This window comes from uncultured Butyricimonas sp. (assembly GCF_959596855.1).
GTDB lineage: Bacteria > Bacteroidota > Bacteroidia > Bacteroidales > Marinifilaceae > Butyricimonas > Butyricimonas muris.
Genome location: NZ_CAUFYA010000003.1, coordinates 65,920 through 85,376, shown reverse-complemented (window position 1 = coordinate 85,376; position 19,457 = coordinate 65,920). Strand labels below are relative to the sequence as shown.

At 45.4% G+C, this 19,457-nt stretch carries 14 protein-coding genes and 3 tRNA genes; 12 read left to right on the top strand and 5 right to left on the bottom strand.

The genetic code is table 11. From position 1 onward, the window contains the following. Nucleotides 1–17 precede the first annotated feature (17 nt). Nucleotides 18–2,426, bottom strand: coding sequence for a TonB-dependent receptor (locus tag Q5866_RS02395; protein WP_303178543.1), 2,409 nt, complete (start codon nt 2,424–2,426; stop codon nt 18–20). Between the two features lie 189 nt (nt 2,427–2,615). On the opposite strand from Q5866_RS02395, the gene Q5866_RS02390 reads away from it, so the two are divergent. Next, a tRNA-Leu gene (locus Q5866_RS02390) sits at nt 2,616–2,700 on the top strand. A 100-nt stretch (nt 2,701–2,800) separates the two neighbouring features. Beyond that, complete coding sequence (locus Q5866_RS02385) at nt 2,801–4,171, top strand: MATE family efflux transporter (protein ID WP_227216880.1); 1,371 nt, start codon at nt 2,801–2,803, stop codon at nt 4,169–4,171. A 296-nt stretch (nt 4,172–4,467) separates the two neighbouring features. Here the strand turns inward: Q5866_RS02385 and Q5866_RS02380 are convergent, their stop codons facing one another. Then, nucleotides 4,468–5,430 carry a hypothetical protein gene (locus tag Q5866_RS02380; protein WP_186974720.1) on the bottom strand — a complete coding sequence of 321 codons (963 nt, stop codon included), beginning with the start codon at nt 5,428–5,430 and terminating at the stop codon, nt 4,468–4,470. Further along, entirely contained in the window at nt 5,427–5,750 is a 324-nt protein-coding gene (locus Q5866_RS21065; RefSeq protein ID WP_227216936.1) for a GNAT family N-acetyltransferase, read from the bottom strand. Before Q5866_RS21065 ends, Q5866_RS02380 begins: the two co-directional genes overlap by 4 nt. Nucleotides 5,751–6,280: 530 nt before the next feature. On the opposite strand from Q5866_RS21065, the gene Q5866_RS02375 reads away from it, so the two are divergent. The 4 genes from Q5866_RS02375 to clpB all read left to right on the top strand — a co-directional run bounded on the left by Q5866_RS02375 (nt 6,281) and on the right by clpB (nt 11,706). After that, nucleotides 6,281–6,694, top strand: coding sequence for a hypothetical protein (locus tag Q5866_RS02375; RefSeq protein ID WP_303178540.1), 414 nt, complete (start codon nt 6,281–6,283; stop codon nt 6,692–6,694). Between the two features lie 107 nt (nt 6,695–6,801). Further along, nucleotides 6,802–7,809 (top strand): hypothetical protein, encoded by a 1,008-nt coding sequence (locus Q5866_RS02370; protein ID WP_303178538.1) that lies wholly within the window; start codon nt 6,802–6,804, stop codon nt 7,807–7,809. Between the two features lie 23 nt (nt 7,810–7,832). Continuing rightward, nucleotides 7,833–8,900 (top strand): S-methyl-5-thioribose-1-phosphate isomerase, encoded by a 1,068-nt coding sequence (gene mtnA, locus Q5866_RS02365; RefSeq protein WP_303178536.1) that lies wholly within the window; start codon nt 7,833–7,835, stop codon nt 8,898–8,900. A 214-nt stretch (nt 8,901–9,114) separates the two neighbouring features. Further along, nucleotides 9,115–11,706 carry an ATP-dependent chaperone ClpB gene (gene clpB / locus Q5866_RS02360; RefSeq protein WP_227216884.1) on the top strand — a complete coding sequence of 864 codons (2,592 nt, stop codon included), beginning with the start codon at nt 9,115–9,117 and terminating at the stop codon, nt 11,704–11,706. Between the two features lie 157 nt (nt 11,707–11,863). Here the strand turns inward: clpB and Q5866_RS02355 are convergent. Next, nucleotides 11,864–11,948: transfer RNA gene (locus tag Q5866_RS02355), tRNA-Leu, on the bottom strand. A 4-nt stretch (nt 11,949–11,952) separates the two neighbouring features. Beyond that, nucleotides 11,953–12,028 (bottom strand) — tRNA-Gly (locus Q5866_RS02350). 244 nt (nt 12,029–12,272) lie between these two features. Between Q5866_RS02350 and Q5866_RS02345 the strand changes: the two genes are divergently transcribed. The 6 genes from Q5866_RS02345 to mfd all read left to right on the top strand — a co-directional run bounded on the left by Q5866_RS02345 (nt 12,273) and on the right by mfd (nt 19,449). Beyond that, nucleotides 12,273–13,139 (top strand): ABC transporter permease, encoded by an 867-nt coding sequence (locus tag Q5866_RS02345; RefSeq protein WP_186974715.1) that lies wholly within the window; start codon nt 12,273–12,275, stop codon nt 13,137–13,139. Nucleotides 13,140–13,154: 15 nt separating this feature from the next. Continuing rightward, the gene (locus tag Q5866_RS02340; protein ID WP_099291125.1) at nt 13,155–13,412 is read left to right on the top strand and encodes a DUF3098 domain-containing protein; all 258 of its coding nucleotides are present in this window, start codon (nt 13,155–13,157) and stop codon (nt 13,410–13,412) included. Nucleotides 13,413–13,481: 69 nt separating this feature from the next. After that, nucleotides 13,482–14,270, top strand: coding sequence for an undecaprenyl-diphosphate phosphatase (locus Q5866_RS02335; protein ID WP_099291124.1), 789 nt, complete (start codon nt 13,482–13,484; stop codon nt 14,268–14,270). After that, nucleotides 14,270–14,986, top strand: coding sequence for a tRNA pseudouridine(55) synthase TruB (gene truB / locus Q5866_RS02330; RefSeq protein WP_186974714.1), 717 nt, complete (start codon nt 14,270–14,272; stop codon nt 14,984–14,986). Before Q5866_RS02335 ends, truB begins: the two co-directional genes overlap by 1 nt. A 37-nt stretch (nt 14,987–15,023) precedes the next feature. Then, on the top strand, nt 15,024–16,073 hold the full coding sequence (gene queA / locus Q5866_RS02325; protein ID WP_186974713.1) for a tRNA preQ1(34) S-adenosylmethionine ribosyltransferase-isomerase QueA: 1,050 nt from the start codon (nt 15,024–15,026) through the stop codon (nt 16,071–16,073). Between the two features lie 73 nt (nt 16,074–16,146). After that, nucleotides 16,147–19,449 (top strand): transcription-repair coupling factor, encoded by a 3,303-nt coding sequence (gene mfd, locus Q5866_RS02320; RefSeq protein WP_303178531.1) that lies wholly within the window; start codon nt 16,147–16,149, stop codon nt 19,447–19,449. The last annotated feature ends 8 nt before the right edge of the window (nt 19,450–19,457 follow it).

Below are 19,457 nucleotides of genomic sequence, written 5' to 3'. Positions count from 1 at the left end.
TTATATTTTATTTTACTTTAGAAATCAACAATTATGCCAACAGAGGGAAGTAATGTCCCCGTGTCATTTTTTATATATCGCATCAGGTAGTGCCCCGGACGATCGGGGTCTACCCGGTAGCTTCCGTTCGCGTCCTCTTCCGGGACAAGGAGATCGGGGCTTTTCGTCTTGTGGTTGTATATATTTTGTATGTCGGCATACAAGATAAGCGACCATTTCTTGAAATAGAAGCTCCGGTCAACCCGAATATCCAGTTGATGGAACGAGGATGCCCGTTCGCTATTAAAACGAGAGTAATCGAGATAAGGTTGCTTCTTGGCATCCCACGCTACGATCAGTGAACTCGTTTCTCGGTCGTAGGGAGTGAAGGGAGCCCCATTTGTGTACCTCCATTTCATGCCGACATCCCAAAGCCCCAGTTTGCGGGTGGCGGTGAGCGAAAAGATATGACGGTTGTCCCAGCTACTGGGGATATACTTGGATGTCGGGCGCAAGTTGTGATCCATCTGTTTGAATTCCGAGTAAAAATAGGTATAGGCGGCAGAAGCCACGATGCCGAAAAATTCTTGTGTGCGTATCATGAGCTCCACCCCGTATGCCCGTCCCTCGCCGAGCGACTTCACGGGTTCGTCACCCACGGCAACGTAATCCGTCCCCTTGTTGGCAAGCACGATGCTGTCGGCGAGCGACACGGGATACTTGTCGTAGGTCTTGTAGAAACCTTCCAGCGTGATCTGTGTCCGGGTGCCGGGACGGTACTCTATTCCCGCCGCGTATTGGTTCGTGGCGATATATTTCACCCCGTTCCGTTTATTGACGAACTCCCCGTTTTCGTCCGCGTACCCCATGGTCGTGTAGGAAGGCAATTGATAGTAACGCCCCGTACTCGCGTTGACGAACCATTCCGGCGTGAGCGAGTAGGACAGGGAGAGGCGGGGGGAGAACTGTTTCAACGGGTTGCTCATGCCCGACGTGTAACTGTTCCCGTCTACCCGTGCCCCGAACGACAAGGAAAGGCGTTCGAGGAAAAAACTTTTACTGGCTTGCCCGAACAGCGACCATTTGAAAAACTCGAAATTCCGGTCGTAGCGGATGTTTTGTAACTCTCCTCGCGTGTAGAGTTCCCTTTGTGTCTTGTTCTTGTAGGTGGCGTACTCGATGCCTGCCCCGAAATTCAGTTTCACGTTTTGCCTCGTCAGGCGATTGTGCTCGAAGCGGAATTTATTTTCCGTTTCTCCCGAGGTATAGTCCACCAGTTTCGGTTGACTCTTGTCGTTCCGGCTGTACTTCTCGATCTCGTTTTGCAACGTGCTCCGGCTGAGCACGAAAAGATGATTCCAATGCTTCCCGTAATACTTGTACGTGGCACCCAGCGTGTAACTCCATTGCACGCTTTCCGGCAAATAATCGAGCAGGTATTTCTGGTCATCGTCGGGATCTTTCATGTTTTTATTCAAATTATTCACGTCGTAAGCCCCGATACCCAGAATCGTCAATTCGCTTTTTGGGGAAAGATTCGTTGTCGTCTTGAACTGTACGTCATTGTACACCGGGAGAAAAGGCAACCCGATCATGTCGAACAGGAACTTGAGATAACTCCTTCGCGCAGACATGATAAAGGTCGTTTTCGGGGCGAGCGGACCGTCGAGCGATACCCCGAAATCGGTAGCCCCCAGAGTTCCCCGTACTTTTATTTTATCCGGATTCCCGGATATTTGTTTGAAGTCGAGTAACGAACTCATCAAGTTTCCCCGGTCTGCCGGAAAGGCACCGGAATAAAAGCTCACCTCTTTCACGAAATCAATATTCACGATACTGACCACGCCACCGGAAGCCCCTTGCGTGGCGAAGTGGTTCAAGTTCGGTAATTCCACGTCGTCCAAGTAGAAACGATTCTCGCTCGGACCACCGCCCCGCACGATAAAGTCATTGCGGAAAGCCGGGGATGAAAGCACGCCGGGCATGGATTGCAGCACTTTCGATATATCCCGGTTCCCGCCGGGGTTCTTCTCGATCTCGGCAATCCCGATGCGCTGCAAAGACATCGGGCTCACCGCCGTTTTGCGGAAGAGATCGGCTTTCACTGTCACTTGTTCAAGGCTCACCGAACTCTCCTCCAGCTCCACGTTCACCGTGCGCTCGGAAGCCGTGTTAACCATAAATTCTTCCGATAGCTTCGTGTTATACCCGACACTGCTCACTTCCAGTCGATTGAATCCTAACGGCACATTTTCTATCCGGAAATACCCGTTCTCGTCGGCCGCCGTCCCTATGGTCGTTTTCCAGATCACCACGTTGGCAAAAGGAACCGGTTCATTATTTTTACTGTCAAATATGCGCCCCTTCACGATTCCCTTTTGCTGCGCGTGCGCCATCACGGGGACAAGAAATAATAGGGCAAGAATAAATCGAATAACTGCTTTCATCTGTTTAAATATCGTTATCGCGAATGTAGTTAAAATACATCGACTTATACTATATCTTGCCCCGTTTTCATCGAAAAACCGAATCCTGCCGTATACCGGGCTGAAAAATATTATGACATTTTTTCGTAAAAAAAACGTCATAATATTTGGAGTTTGACAGAAAAGCACTACTTTTGTCCCCGTCTTCAAGCCCAGGTGGCGGAATTGGTAGACGCGCTGGACTCAAAATCCAGTGTCCCTTAAAGACGTGCGGGTTCGATTCCCGCCCTGGGTACAAAAAAATCGAAAGAAAACCCTCTGAATCGAATGATTGAGAGGGTTTTTCTTTTGTGGGAAACTTGAAAAAAATGTATTAACGGTATTCGGAAGGGAGTATGGCAATTGGTATAAAAAAAGAGGTTCGTGATTTGACAGCCGGCAATATATCTCTTGGATTATTATGGTTTGCCGTCCCCATGATACTGGGCAATCTATTACAACAATTATATAATATCGCGGATACCCTGATCGTGGGGCAATTCCTCGGGGCAAACGCTTTGGCGGCGGTGGGTTCCGCGTACGCCTTGATGATCTTCTTGACTTCGGTACTTTTAGGGTTGTGCATGGGAAGCGGGGTAGTCTTTTCGCTTCAGTACGGTTCGGGAAATAAGGAAGCGATGAAACGTAGTGCTTTTGTTGCCTTGGTATTGATAGGGGCTGTCACTTTGTTGTTGAATATTATCGCTTTTGTTTGGATTGATCCTATCATGAGATTGTTGCAGGTGCCGGAAGACGTGTACCCGTTGATGCGGGAATATCTGTGGATTATCTTTTGGGGGATAGGTTTCACTTTTATTTATAATTATTATGCTTGCCTGTTGCGTGCCATCGGTAACTCGGTTGTGCCGTTATGGTTCTTGGCTGTCGCTGTTGTGTTGAATATTGTTCTTGACTTGTTGTTTATTCTTTTGTTTGGCTGGGGTGTTCGCGGTGCGGCATGGGCTACCGTCGTCGCTCAAGCCGTGTCGGGAGTCGGGCTCTGTCTTTACGCGATAAAGAAATTCCCGGAATTTCGAATCCGCCGTCAGGATATGCGGATGAAATGGGCGACAGTAAAGGAGATTGCCGTTTATTCCTCGTTGACCTGCGTGCAGCAATCCGTGATGAATTTCGGTATTCTGATGGTGCAAGGTTTAATCAATAGTTTCGGGATCGCTGTCATGGCGGCATTCGCTGCGGCGGTGAAAATTGATTCGTTCGCGTATATGCCCGTTCAGGATTTTGGTAATGCTTTTTCAACTTTCATCGCTCAAAACTTTGGAGCCGGGAAGACGAAGCGTATCCGGGAGGGAATCCGTGTGGCGGTCATTTCGACAATGTTGTTTTGTCTTTTTATTTCCTTGCTCGTGTTCATTTTCGCCCGTCCTCTGATGCTTATTTTTGTCCCGGCGACAGAGTCCGAGATTATCGCGATCGGGGTTCAATACCTGCGTGTCGAGGGGGCTTTCTATTGTGGCATCGGCTGTCTGTTCTTGTTATACGGTTTCTATCGGGGGATAAGAAAGCCGGGAATGTCCGTAGTCTTAACGGTCATTTCGCTGGGAACCCGTGTCGTCTTGGCTTATGTCTTGTCTGCGATTCCGGCAATAGGAGTGGTGGGTATCTGGTGGGCGGTGCCTGTCGGCTGGTTCTTGGCTGATATTGTCGGGATGTGGTACTATCGTAAATGTTTTCACTTGAAATTTCGCGATGTTTCTTTGGAGTGAAAATAGTGAACTTGGAGAAGATTCAATGAAATAAGATATTCTGGATAGTGCTGATGTAGGTTTACTAAAGTTTACGGTAAACTTTTTCAGGACGGGATAACGTGAAGACTCGATGTAAATCAAGAGAGAACACGTGGAGATAAGGGAGTAATAAGGGAACAAAGACGTTTCACCTTCGATACAAAGACGTTTCAAAGACGTTCACGAGCGTCTTTGAACCGGCTTTGTACCGGCTTTGAAGCGGTTTTGTCCCCTATTCTTGACGGGTACACCCCGAAAAATCAGCGGGTTTTGTTTTAAAGAAGATTTTGTGCTCTTGATAAATCTCTTGCGTGTTTCTTAAATAAGTGCAATAATTGTATCCCTATCCCCATTGTGAGCATACGTTCTTTTTTATTTGCCAATAAGTTTTGAGTCCAGTTAAGTAATCCTCCATCACCTATTTCATGTTCTACCCCATTAATAATAATCTTAGCTTTAATTCTAATGCCGTAGTAATAATTATTGTGTGAATCTAATTTGGCAATACGAATATCCAAACCGCTATTTTTATTATAAAATAAGGTATCTGATACCAATTGACTTTTTTCATCATATCCTTTGCAGGGTATAATTTCAAAGAATATATTTTCAAACCCAAAGACTTCTTTGCAGACCTTCTGTGTTATGGCTAAATGTTTATGTAATTCAGTTCTTTCAAATTCAAAACTACCCGTATCCATACCGCACGAAATTAGGCACAAAAGAGGAAAATGAGGTGTAAAATTTGGGTTTGAGAAAACCTGAGTTCTTATAACTCTTGATACATTACCAAAATTATATGTTTTCTCAGACAGTTCATTACTTTTCTTTAATGAAGCATAATGCAAAGCTATTGCATTTGTTGGGTCGGACTGAACTTCCGTGTTTCTTAGTGCTGTAAGAACTTTTTTTTGATTTACTGTTGCCATTACACTACTTGTACCTAATTGAGTAACAGGAGATAACTCAATTAATTCATAGTTGTTATTCGCAATTATTTTACAGCATTCCAATTCTTCCTCTTTAAATTCCAGAAAATCTAATTGTGCAGGTTTAGCCAATTTGTTTTTACTGTATTTACTCAATAAGGAAGATGGTGTTTCTTTTGTGGTACGCCTGTCAAACACCTCCAATAGCAAAGAGTTTAACTCTGAACCACTCAATTTATCGGACAGTATATCAACTATTTCATTTAGATTACACCTGCTAATTATATGTTTTATTGCTTCATCTTTCATATATTCATAATGCTATATATGTATTCATTAAATATTCGTCCTTCTTTTATGACGGACAATTTAACAATTGCCTCTTTCTCAAATCCAATTTTCTCTAATACCCTCATTGATGCGACATTATATTCAAAAATATTTGCATATACTCTATTGATACCTAATTGATTAAAAGCTATTGCAACTAATTGTTTAACTGCTTCTGTTGCATATCCATTTCTCCAATATTGTTCGCCAATCCAGTATCCTATTTCTGCATTAATTCTATAAACATCATTTTGAGGGATTAAACTACAACAACCGACAAACTCATTTTCAGCATAGATACCGAAAACATCTCCTAATGCCCCTTGTTGTAGCTAATTCAATAAAAGCAACGGCATCATCATGAGTGTATGGATGAGGAAATATGTCACGTAAGTTTATAGCAATCTTATAGTTATTTGCTAATTCACATATTATATGAGGTGACACATGTTCAATTTTACGTAATTCTACCATATCAATACATTTATTTTCTCACAAAGATATGCCTATTTGTGAGATGATTAAGTGTAAAAGTGAATCAAAATTCATCGAATTGCATTTTGCACTTAAAATTTGAGCATGATAGCGTATTTTACAAAGAAAGAAATATTTTATTCAGCAACACAATTAGATTATTATTTATATCTTTGTAATAGAGTTATTTGAAGCGATGGAAAAACTCAGTAGACCAAAGTAGTTTGCTCATTTCTATATCGTTACCCATTGTTATACTCTTCTTCTTCAAAAATCTATTATTCAATAGATTACAATCACATTTCTTGTTTCTCTGAACACAACTGTAATAATTGAAAATGCAAAATTGAAAATTATGAGAGAGGTATATGTATTGATTTTTGGACTGTTGCTGTTGGTACAGGCAGGATGTCATGACGTGACGGTCGGGTACTTGGAAACGAGGGATGCCGTGTATCAATCGGACAGTATGATCGTTAAAGCGGAACTTGACCCCGATTGGGACGCGAGGCAGATAGAGTTTCAAATACCGTGGCAAAGCACTTCCATCGAGGGGGTGCAAGGAACCGCACCAATTCACTACTCCATCAAGAGTATAAATAGCGCTCATCCCGAGGTTGCCGATCAATTCACGATGCAAGGAAAAAGCATTATCGAGTTGCCGTGGAATCACACCGTACCACCCGGGCGGTACGTGATTAATATTCGGGTGTCGAACGAAGGATACACTTACGCTCTTGATTCGGTATTCACGGTGGTCGTGAAATAATGTAGGTAAACGGGGGAGTCGAAAGGCTCCCTCTTTCCTTTTATGATTTAAATTATCAAGATGTGAAGGAAAATTTATAACTTTACAGTTAAAATGTTTATAGTGAGATGAATGATAATATGGAAAGAGGTAAAATGAAAGGTTGTTTTGTGCTGATTTTGTTACTTTGTGTGATGAAGCCGGTTTGGGGACATTCGGATCTGATAATGACAAACAAATACGGGAACGTGGAGGTGTGGTATCAATTTGGTTTTAATCGACACGAGGAAAGGTTTAAGGCTCTAATTATCGGTCAGTTGGTAGAGATACTTTCAAGAGAAATGGATTATAGACAGCCGATTATTTTAAGTTTTAAACATAGTTACGTGGACGATATTGTTCCCCGGTATAAACTTCAGTGCAGACGAGGAAGTACGGGTGATACCCTTTTGTTTAACTTGGAGGCGAAAACGTATAACGCGACGAAAACGCTTCAACTGATAGGATATGGAATAAAGAACAAGGAAAGAGTTTTAAGGGAACAACGAGATACTACATTTGAGACTCGTTACTGGGGGCCTCATACTGAAACTTCTTTGGACAGGGCGAAAATAGATAAGGTTCTGAACCGGAAAGTTTCTTTTTTGGTGAATAAGGTGTTAGCGAATAAGATATACAGGCCGAAAGATGATCATGATAAGGTATCAGAGGGATTCATGTATTATTATCAAAATAATAAATATCATATTTTTTATAAGAAATGGGATGGGAGTGGGCGTGTGTTGCTGGAATTGGATAATATATACCAATTCGGGCAGCTTGTCTATCCTGCTTTTGTATTAAGTAGTAGATGTGGGGTGATTTTTGATACGGATTCGACATTTTATGTGTTGACGAGGGATAATATGTCCAAGGAGGAGGATGCTCGTTATTTTATTTCAAAACGACATACGGTGACGGGGGTGAAAGATGTGCATGAACCGTTTCATTTGGTTGAAATCGGGGAGAGGAATGTTATTATCGGTGTACGGCAATTTTTCAAGCCTGAACGAAATCTCCTTTACCGGGCAAAAGATGATTATTTGATTCAGAATTTGGATACCTTTGTTGACAAGTTTAAAGAAGTTGATAAGTAAAGAAATCCGGAAAACTATTGGATATGGGAAATTTGTTTACGATGCTAACCGTTCGGGCGGATTACGGGCAAAACGCTTTGGTGATTTTGGATCAGACGTGCTTGCCGAACCGGGAGGTTTATCTGGCGTTGAAGACGGCGGAGGAGATTTGGGAGGCGATTTATTCGTTGAAGGTACGGGGAGCCCCGGCTATCGGGGTGGCAGCGGCTTACGGGGTTGCCGTGTTGATGCAGGGAGTGGAGGTGACGGATTTCGAGAGTTTCTATCGGGAGTTCGTGAAGGTAAAGAAGTATCTGGAGTCCTCTCGTCCCACGGCGGTGAATTTGTTTATGGCGTTAGACCGGATGGAAGCCCGGTTATTGCGGCATCGGGAAGGAGGGGTAAAGGACTGGAAGCGGGTATTGCGGGAGGAGGCAGAGGCTGTCCGGGAAGAAGACGCCGTGGCTTGCAAGCGAATTGGGGAGTGGGGGTTGTCGTTGCTGCGCCCGGGGATGGGGTTGCTCACGCATTGTAACGCGGGGCATTTGGCGGTGTCCGAGTACGGGACGGCTTTGGCGCCGATTTACTTGGGACAAGAACGGGGATATGCCTTTTCCGTGTTTGCCGATGAAACTCGTCCTCTATTGCAGGGAGCCCGATTGACGGCTTACGAGTTGCAGAAGGCCGGGGTGGATGTCACTTTGATTTGTGATAATATGGCTTCAACGGTGATGAAGCAGGGGCGGGTACAGGCCGTGCTGGTGGGGTGTGACCGGGTGGCAGCCAACGGTGATACGGCGAACAAGATCGGTACTTCGGGGGTAGCGGTATTGGCGAAATATTACGATATCCCGTTTTACGTGTTAGGACCTACTTCAACGATAGACATGGGATGTCCCACGGGTGAACAGATCGAGATCGAGGAGCGTGCTCGCGAGGAGGTGACGGAGAAATGGTATGCTCGGAGAATGGCGCCCGAAGGCGTGAAGGTGTATAACCCGGCTTTTGACGTGACTTCCGCTGATTTGATCACGGCGATTATCACGGAGCGGGGGATTGCTTATCCGCCTTTCGGGGAGACGTTAAGGATGTGGAAAGAAAAGACATTTTGACATAATAATTAGTATTTTTAAAGACAAAATGACAGACGTGGGGGTTCACGGGGAAGTGTTTCTCGAAATGGAAAAATTCCTGACGCTTCTTTTATTTCTTGATTATCAGTGAGATGTGACGTTTGTTGATTTCATATTTCAATCGTGAAACTTTTGGGCGTGAGTTTCGGTATATACTTTGTAATTTCTAACGCAGAAAGGAGTGATTGAGACTATGAACATGAATAATTATACAATTAAGTCGCAAGAGGCGGTGCAGGCAGCAGTGCAGCTGGCGCAGGAAAAAGGTCAACAGGCGATCGAGACGGGTCACTTGTTGAAGGGGATACTGGAGAAGGGCGAAAATATCACCACTTTTATTTTTAATAAATTGGGTATTAATAGTCGGAATGTTGTCGCGGCGTTAGACCGTATCGTGGATGCTTACCCGAAGGTATCGGGAGGTTCCCCCTATTTGTCCGACGAGGCGAACAAGGTGCTGGAGAAAGCCGCGAAGCTGGCGGGAGAGATGGGTGACCAATATGTTTCATTGGAGCATATTCTTTTAGGCTTGTTGTCGGTGAAAGATCCTGTGTCCGGTATGTTGAAGGACGCGGGTATGACCGAGAAAGAAACCCGGGAAGCGATCAACGAGTTGCGGAAGGGGTCGAAAGTAAATTCCCAATCGGCGGAGGATAATTACGATGCCTTGGGAAGGTACGCTATCAATTTGAATGAACGTGCCCGAAACGGGAAACTCGACCCGGTGATCGGGCGGGATGACGAGATACGCCGGGTGTTGCAGATATTGTCGCGGAGAACGAAGAATAACCCGATTCTGATTGGTGAACCGGGTGTGGGTAAGACCGCTATTGCCGAGGGATTGGCGCAACGTATCGTGAACGGGGATGTGCCCTCGAATCTGGCATCCAAGAATATTTATTCTTTGGATATGGGTGCCTTGATTGCCGGGGCAAAATATAAAGGGGAGTTCGAGGAGCGATTGAAAGCCGTGGTTAACGAAGTGTTGTCTTCCGAGGGGGAAATTATACTGTTTATCGACGAGATACATACTTTGGTCGGCGCGGGAAAATCCGACGGAGCCATGGATGCGGCGAATATACTGAAACCGGCATTGGCAAGAGGTGATTTGCGGGCGATAGGTGCGACGACGCTGAACGAGTACCAGAAGTATTTCGAGCAGGACAAGGCGTTGGAGCGCCGGTTCCAGAAGGTGATGATTGACGAACCGGACGTGATGAGCGCGATCAGTATTATGCGTGGCTTGAAAGAGCGTTACGAGAATCACCATAAAGTGCGGATCACGGATGATGCGATTATTGCTTCCGTGGAGTTGTCGCACAGGTATATTTCCGATCGTTTTTTGCCCGACAAGGCGATTGACTTGGTGGACGAGGCGGCTGCCCGTCTGCGGTTGGAGATGAATTCCGTGCCGGAAGAGATTGACGAGTTGGATCGTAAGATCAAGCAGTTGGAGATCGAGAAAGAGGCGATCAAGCGGGATGGCAAAAGTAAGAAATTGGACGAGATTCAGAAGGAATTGGCGGATTTGAACCAAGAACGCACGAAATTGCGTGCTCAATGGGAGTCCGAGCGATCCTTGATTGACGAGATACAGAAGAATAAGGATGCGATAGAGCAGTACAAGTTCGAGGCTAGTCGTGCTGAACGCGAAGGCGATTACGGTAAAGTTGCCGAGTTGCGTTACGGTAAAATCAAGCAGGCGGAGGCGAGAATCGAGGAGGTAAAAGCCAAGCTGGCGGATATGAAGCACGGGGAATCGCTGATCCGGGAAGAGGTGACGGAGGATGATATTGCCGCCGTGGTTTCTAAATGGACGGGGATTCCGGTGAGCCGCATGATGCAGAGTGAAAGGCAGAAGTTATTGCATCTGGAGGATGAATTGCACAAGAGGGTGGTTGGTCAGGAAATGGCGATCGCGGCATTAGCTGATGCGGTACGACGGAATCGTGCCGGGTTGCAGGATGCCAAACGACCGATCGGTTCATTTATCTTTTTGGGAACGACGGGTGTCGGAAAAACCGAGTTGGCGAAGGCATTGGCGGAGTTCCTGTTTGACGACGAGTCATTGATGACCCGTATAGATATGTCCGAGTACCAAGAACGTCATTCCGTGTCCCGGTTGATCGGGGCGCCTCCCGGATACGTGGGATATGACGAGGGCGGACAGTTGACGGAAGCTGTTCGGCGGAAACCGTATTCCGTGGTGTTGCTCGACGAGATCGAGAAGGCGCACCCGGACGTGTTCAATATCTTGTTGCAAGTGTTGGATGACGGTCGTTTGACAGATAATAAAGGTCGGGTGGTCGATTTCAAGAATACGATTATCATCATGACTTCAAATATCGGCGCGCATATTATTCAGGATAAACTGAAAGGTATTGACGAGAATAACCGGGATGAGGTGTTAGAGAAGACAAATCGCGAGGTTTACGAGATGCTGAAGCAGACGATTCGTCCCGAGTTTCTGAATCGTATTGACGAGATCGTGATGTTTGCCCCGTTGAAGAAGTCCGAGATAGTGGATATCGTGCGTTTGCAGTTTAACGGAGTCAAGAAGATGCTGGGGAATAACGGTATCGCTATCGAGATTTCGGATAAAGCCGTGGAATGGCTTGCCGAAGCCGGATATGATCCGCAATTCGGTGCCCGCCCCGTGAAACGGGTGATACAGCGTACTTTGCTGAATGAGTTGTCCAAGCAAATATTGGCGGAGGAGGTGTCGCGGGACAGCCGTATCGTGGTAGACGTGAAGGATGACAAGATTGTCTTCGAGAATAAGTGAGAATACTAAAATAAGTGTATAGAAGGTGTTTGACAAGTGTTGTTGAACACCTTTCTAATTTTATTTATGATTTAGTGGTGAATTATTGAAGTTCAGCAGATAGAGATTGTATAAAAAAAAGAGTTAGCAATTGATGCTAACTCTCTAAAATTCCGTGTACTCGAGGCGGGACTTGAACCCGCACAGCCGCAATGGCCACGGGATTTTAAGTCCCGCGTGTCTACCGATTCCACCACTCGAGCAACTTGGAGCGAAAAACGGGACTCGAACCCGCGACCCTAACCTTGGCAAGGTTATGCTCTACCAACTGAGCTATTTTCGCATAATTGCTTGCAAAATTTGACAGGAACGCTTTCCATTTTTGCGATTGCAAATATAGGGCAATTTTTAATACGTGCAAAAGGTTTTAGGAGAAAATGCGGCAGATTTTTTTAATTGATTTCTTAAAATCTGTTATTCATGGAGTTATTCGGGGATGAGATGAAGAGTTGTGATGATTTTTTTCTTGAATTGATTGTTCTCGGGAGTAGAATGATTATATTTGTCGAGTTTTTAAGACAAAAACAATGTCAGGTACAGGAAGCAAAAGAGGAAAAGGTTCATATTTTGTTTCCACGATCAGTATTTCTCTAGTGCTGATCGTGGTGGGTATGCTTGTGTTTATTTTGTTGAATGCCCGGTTAATATCAGATCACGTGAGGCGGAATATCGGCTTTGCCGTTATCGTGAAAGACAACACGAATGAGGCGGAGATCAAGCGGGTGCAGAAGATTTTGGATACCCGTCCTTTTGTTTATTCTTCCACTTATATCACGAAAGAACAGGCTGCGAAATCTTTTAAAAAGGAGATGGGGGAAGATTTCGAGGCTATATTGGGAGGAAATCCCTTGTTGCCGTCAATAGAGATCAGGTTGAATCCCGAATACGCGAATAATGATTCGTTGGCTGTGATCGAGAAGGGGTTAGCCCGGTTTGATATTATCCACGAGGTATATTATCAGAAATCCATGATAGAGAGTATAAACGAGAATATTCATCGCATTACCTTGCTGTTTTTGATCGTGGGTGCTGTGTTGGTGTTGATCTCGTTCACGTTGATTCGTAACACGATTCATTTGGCGGTGTATTCCCAGCGATTGTTGATCAAGACAATGCAATTGGTCGGGGCGACGCCGTTCTTTATTTGCAAGCCTTTCGTGTATGGCAGCATGTGGCGGGGATTCTTTGGTGCGTTGATTGCTAACCTGATTTTATTGGGAGCTATATTTGTCGTGCAGGAGAAAGTGAGTAAAGTGATTAATATCATGCACATGGATGTCATTGTCGTTATGGTCGGATTCGTGATGCTTTCCGGGGTGCTGTTGTCGTTCTTCTCGGCATGGTTCTCGGTGCGGCGATATTTGAACAAGGATTTGAACACGTTGTACGCGTAAATTAAAATAAAGTATATGGCAAGAATTTTAAACGAAAAAAAAGACGGATTCCCTATCCCGAAAGAAAATTACAAGATGATTCTTATCGGATTCGGTATTGTTGTAGTCGGATTCCTGTTGATGATGGGTGGGGGAGCGGATTCTCCCGAAACGTTTAATTACGATATCTTTAGTTTCAGAAGAATCACGTTAGCCCCGATCGTTGTGCTGTTCGGTTTCGGTTTCGTGTTTTGGGCAATCATGCGGAAGTCCAAGGAAAAAGAGGAGAAATAGTATTAATATAAATTGAGTATTGAGTGTGCGTGCATTTTCAATTTTCAATTTTCAATTTTCAATTAATAAATGGAGTGGTTTCAGGCATTGGTTCTTGGAGTGATCCAAGGATTGACAGAATTTTTACCGGTAAGCAGTTCCGGACATTTGCAGATATTTAGTGCCTTATTTGGCTTACAGGGAGAGGAGAATCTGACGTTTGCCGTGGCGGTGCACGCGGCAACGGTTTGCAGTACGATTGTGGTCTTGTGGAAAGAGGTTTCAATACTTTTCAAAGGATTCTTTACTTTCAAGTATAACGATGAGATGGCCTACGTGTTGAAGATTTTTCTTTCAATGATTCCGGTGGCTATCGTGGGTTTTTGTTTTAAAGATTACGTGGAAGAGCTATTCGGTTCCGGGTTATTGGTTGTCGGTTGCATGTTGTTGGTGACCGCTTTGTTGTTGGCATTTGCTTATTATGCCAAACCGCGAGTGAAGGAGAAAATATCATTTATGGATGCTTTCGTGATCGGAATCGCTCAGGCTTGTGCCGTGTTGCCGGGTTTATCCCGTTCCGGTTCGACGATTGCCACGGGTATCCTGTTGGGAAATAAAAAAGAAGCGGTGGCGAAATTCTCCTTTTTAATGGTGTTAATCCCTATTCTGGGAGAGGCATTTCTTGATTTGATGAAAGGCGGATTCAGTGCTTCTCAAAGCGGAATCTCCACGGTTTCTTTGCTGGTAGGGTTTGTTGCCGCTTTCGTGTCGGGATGCATTGCATGCCGTTGGATGATCAATATCGTGAAGAAGGGTAAATTGATCTGGTTTGCGATTTATTGCGCGATTGCCGGTATATTGACGATTGTATTGGGATAATGAAGGAGTGGGGAAATATACGTTTTAGAGAGGGAGATGATTTTCGGGCGGGGGCTGTCCTTGTGGTGGATAAACCGTTGCGTTGGACGTCTTTCGATGTGGTAAACAAGATTCGCATCTGCCTGCGTAAAGGGTACGGGAAAATCAAGGTGGGACACGCGGGGACGCTGGACCCATTGGCGACGGGAGTTGTGATTGTTTGCGTGGGGAGAGAAACAAAGAATATAGAGGAGTACATGGGGCAGGAGAAGGAGTATGTGGCGGAAATAACTTTCGGGCACACGACGCCTTCTTATGATTTGGAAACATCTTTTGATGCGGAATTTCCGTATACACATGTCGATCGGGAATGTCTAGAGCAAGCTGTTCGTCAGTTTGTCGGGGAGATAGAACAATTCCCACCTTCTTATTCGGCGGTTCGTGTCGACGGGGTCCGTGCTTACGAGATGGCTCGCAGGGGGGACGAGGTTGAAATGAAAAGCCGGAAAGTGACCGTGAGGGAGATTGAAATATTGAAAGTGGAGTTTCCAATAGTGGAGCTTCGGATTGTTTGCAGCAAGGGGACTTATATCCGTTCTTTGGCACACGATTTGGGTAAAGCTTGCGGGAGCGGCTCGCATCTTTCCGCTTTAAGAAGGACTCGTGTAGGGGACTTTCGGGTGGAAGACGGATTTAAAATGGATGAAATTATTGGAATTTTAGGAGAAAATTTGTAATTTAGCAGGATTTGGTTAATATATAAAATTGTTCAGCATGAAACTATCAAAGTTTAAATATAAGTTGCCGCCGGAGTTAATCGCTTTGCATCCGGCTAAGAATCGGGATGAGGCTCGTTTAATGGTATTGGATCGAAAAACCGGAAAGATTGAACACAAGATTTTCAAGGATGTGATTGATCATTTCGATGAAAAAGACGTGTTCGTGTTTAACGACTCCAAGGTATTCCCGGCTCGGCTATATGGAAACAAGGAAAAGACAGGTGCGGAGATTGAAGTATTCCTGTTGAGAGAGTTGAACCCGGAATTACGTATCTGGGATGTACTGGTTGATCCGGCGCGGAAGATTCGTATCGGTAATAAGCTGTACTTCGGGGAAGATGATAGTATGGTGGCAGAGGTGATTGACAATACAACTTCCCGCGGGAGAACTTTGCGTTTTTTGTATGACGGGGAGTATGACGAGTTCAAAAAGGAGTTGTACGCGTTGGGCGAAACTCCGCTTCCCCGGTTTATCAACCGGAAGGTGGAGCCGGAGGATGCCGAGAACTATCAGACTATTTTTGCCAAGAACGAGGGGGCTGTTGCCGCTCCCACTGCTGGGATGCATTTTAGCCGCGAGTTGATGAAACGTATGGAGATCAGGGGTATTGATTTCGCTTATATCACGTTGCATGTAGGTTTGGGTAATTTCCGGGAAGTGGATGTCGAGGATTTGACAAAGCATAAGATGGACTCGGAGCAAATTATCGTGGGGCCGGAAACCGTGAAGATCGTGAATGATGCGAAAGACGAGAAGCATAAAATATGTGCCGTGGGAACAACTGTCGTGCGTACTCTGGAGAGTTGCGTGACGACGAAAGGACGGTTGACGGAGTTTGACGGCTGGACGAATAAATTTATATTTCCGCCGTATGATTTCAGTGTGCCGGATGCGTTTATTTCCAATTTCCATTTGCCTTATTCTACTTTGTTGATGATGGTAGCCGCTTTCGGGGGATATGAACATGTGATGGAGGCTTACGATGTTGCTGTCAAGGAGAAGTATAGATTCGGCACGTATGGAGATGCCATGTTGATTATATGATAAGGAATATATAGACAAATAGAAAGACGGTGTGCTGAAAGGTATGCCGTTTTTTTGATAAAGAGGAAGAAATTTGGAAGCAAAGGAGTTATTGAAACTTTTTCAGGCGCATCCTGTTGTCCGGAAGATTACCCGGCGTTTGAGCGAACGCCCGGGAATAAAGATAAAACTGGAAAACGGGATCGGGTCGATTGTTTCGTTTGTTGCCGCTAGTGTCGAGCAGGAGATGAAGAGTCTTCAATTGTTCGTGATGAACGATAAGGAGGAGGCAGCCTATTTTTATAATGACCTGTTGACTTTCTTTGACGAGGAGAACGTGCGTTTCTTGCCTTCTTCCTATCGTCGGGTCGGTAATTTCGAGGATAAGGATAATGATTCTATTCTGGTTCGTACGGAAGTATTAAATGCTTTAACGGCAAAGCAGGTGAGTATGGTGGTGACTTACACGGAGGCGTTGGCTGAAAAAGTGGTCAGTAAGACCGTGCTCGCGGATATGTCGATGCCGGTTGCCAAGGGGGAGAAATTATCTATTTCTTTTCTTGAATCTTTGCTTTCCGAGTACGGGTTTGAGCGGAGTGATTTCGTGTATGAACCCGGGCAGTTTTCAATCCGGGGAAGTATCGTGGATGTCTATTCGTTCGCGGAGGAACGTCCCGTGCGAATAGATTTTTTCGGGGATGAGGTAGAAAGCATTCGTTATTTTGACGTGGAAACGCAGTTGTCGGAGCAATTGATCGATCGGGTGGTGATTGTTCCCGATTTGAGCGAGGCGACGGGGAAGGACGAGAGCGTGGGTTTGATGGAATTTTTGGGGAAGGATACCACGTGGTGGATGAAAAATTCGTTGCTGGTTCATGATCGAATTAACACGTTGAGGGAGGAAGATGCCGGGAATGTGTTGATTGATGCCGGAGATTTGTTTCACTCGATCGAGAGCAACAGCGTGATCGAATGGGGACCGGAACTCTATTTCCGGGGAGATGTACTTCGTCTGGAGGCAGAGGTGCAACCCGCGGTGAACAAGCAGTTTGATTTGCTGGCGGAACATTTGTCGGATAAGCAACAGAATGGTTATTCCATTTATCTTTGTTCGACGAATGACATGCAGTTGCAGCGATTGAGGGATATATTCTCGGATAAAGGGTACGCGGTTAATTTTGTCCCGGTGGACGGTACGGTACACGAGGGATTTAGTGATGCCGATGTCAAGATATGCGTGTACACGGAACACCAGATTTTCGATCGTTACCAGAAATATCGTTTGAAGACCACCCAGATACGCAAGGGACGGGAAGCGATCACGATCAGTGAATTGCAAAACCTGCATCCCGGTGATTACGTGGTTCATATAGATCATGGAATCGGACGGTTCGGGGGATTGACAAAAATAAATAATGACGGTAGGGAGCAGGAGGCAATACGCTTGGTATACAAGAATAACGCCGAGTTGTACGTGAGCCTGCACTCCTTGCATAAGATTTCCAAATACAAGGGGAAGGACGGCGAGCCGCCTGCCGTGAGTAAATTAGGCGGCGAGGCATGGAATAAGCTGAAACAGCGTACGAAATCAAGGGTGAAGGATATTGCCCGGGAATTGATCGCTTTGTACGCTAAACGTCGTAGAGAGGAGGCTTATGCTTTTTCAAAAGACAGTTTTTTGCAGGATGAACTGGAGGCTTCTTTCATGTACGAGGAAACTCCCGACCAGATGAAGGCGATTCAGGCGGTGAAGGAGGATATGGAGAAACCTCACGTTATGGATCGTCTGGTGTGCGGGGATGTCGGCTTCGGGAAAACGGAAGTCGCTATCCGGGCGGCATTTAAGGCGGTTGCGGACAGCAAGCAGGTGGCGGTACTTGTGCCGACGACCGTGTTGGCTTATCAACATTACAATACTTTTAAAAAGCGTTTGGAGGGAATGCCTTGTCGGGTGGAGTATATCAGCCGGATGAAGAAGAGTGCGGATATCAAACGGATTTTGAAAGATCTGGAAGCGGGGAAAGTGGATATTATTATAGGAACTCATCGTCTTACAAGTCTGGACGTGAAGTTTAAAGACCTTGGACTGTTGGTCGTGGACGAGGAGCAGAAGTTCGGGGTGGCGGTGAAAGAGAAGTTGAAGCGTTTGAAATTGAACGTGGATACGATTACCATGACGGCAACGCCGATCCCGCGTACGTTGCAATTCTCGTTGATGGGAGCCCGGGATATGTCGATTATACGGACTCCGCCGCCTAACCGCTATCCGATTGTGACGGAATTGCACCGGTTTGACGAGAAGATTATCAAAGATGCTATAACGTACGAGGTGAGCCGTGGCGGACAGGTCTTTTTTATTCATAACCGGGTGGATAATATCCGGGATATACAATATATGATTCATCGTTTGATCCCGGGTATTAAAAGTTGCGTGGGGCACGGGCAGATGAGTGGCGAGGAGTTGGAAACCGTGATGCACGATTTTGTCCGGGGGGATTACGATGTGTTGATAGCGACGACTATTATAGAGTCGGGATTAGATATCCCGAATGCAAATACGATTATTATTAATCAGGCACAAAACTATGGGTTGAGTGACTTGCATCAATTACGCGGACGGGTAGGGCGTTCTAACCGGAAGGCCTTTTGCTACTTGTTGGCCCCGCCTTTGGAGTTGGTGAATGCGGACGCCCGAAGGCGGTTGAAAGCTATCGAGGATTATAGCGGGTTGGGAAGCGGCTTCAATATTGCCATGCAGGATTTGGATATCCGCGGGGCAGGAAATATATTGGGTGGCGAACAATCGGGTTTTATAGCGGAAATCGGTTACGAGGCTTACCAGCGTATTCTGAACGAGGCATTGTTGGAGTTGAGGGATGAGGAATTTCCGGAATTGCAGAAAGAGCAGGCTGACGAGCCGACGGCTTTCACGACGGATTGCGTGATTGATACGGATTTCGCTTTATTGATACCGGATACTTACGTGGAAAACGTGAGCGAGAGGATTCGTTTATACCGGGAGTTGGATAATATCACGGACGAGAGTGCCTTACAGCGTTTCGAGATCGAGATGCGGGATCGGTTCGGGGAAATACCTTCAAAGGTTAGCGGGTTAGTCGAGGTTGTGCGGATTCGTCAGAGATGTGTCGATTTGGGTATAGAGCGTCTGATGGTGAAGAATAATAAAATGGTCGTTTATTTTATCAGTGATCAAGATTCTCCGTTCTATGCTTCGCCGGTTTTCAGTGAATTGCTTAAATTCGTGCAGAAACAAGTTATTCCTTGCAAGATGAGTGAAAAGAATGATAAATTGAGTCTGATTTTCACGGATATAAAGGATATTAATAAAGTGTCGGCGATTATCCGGGAGGTTTGGGAGTACGTTTATGAAAGTTGAAAGTGATA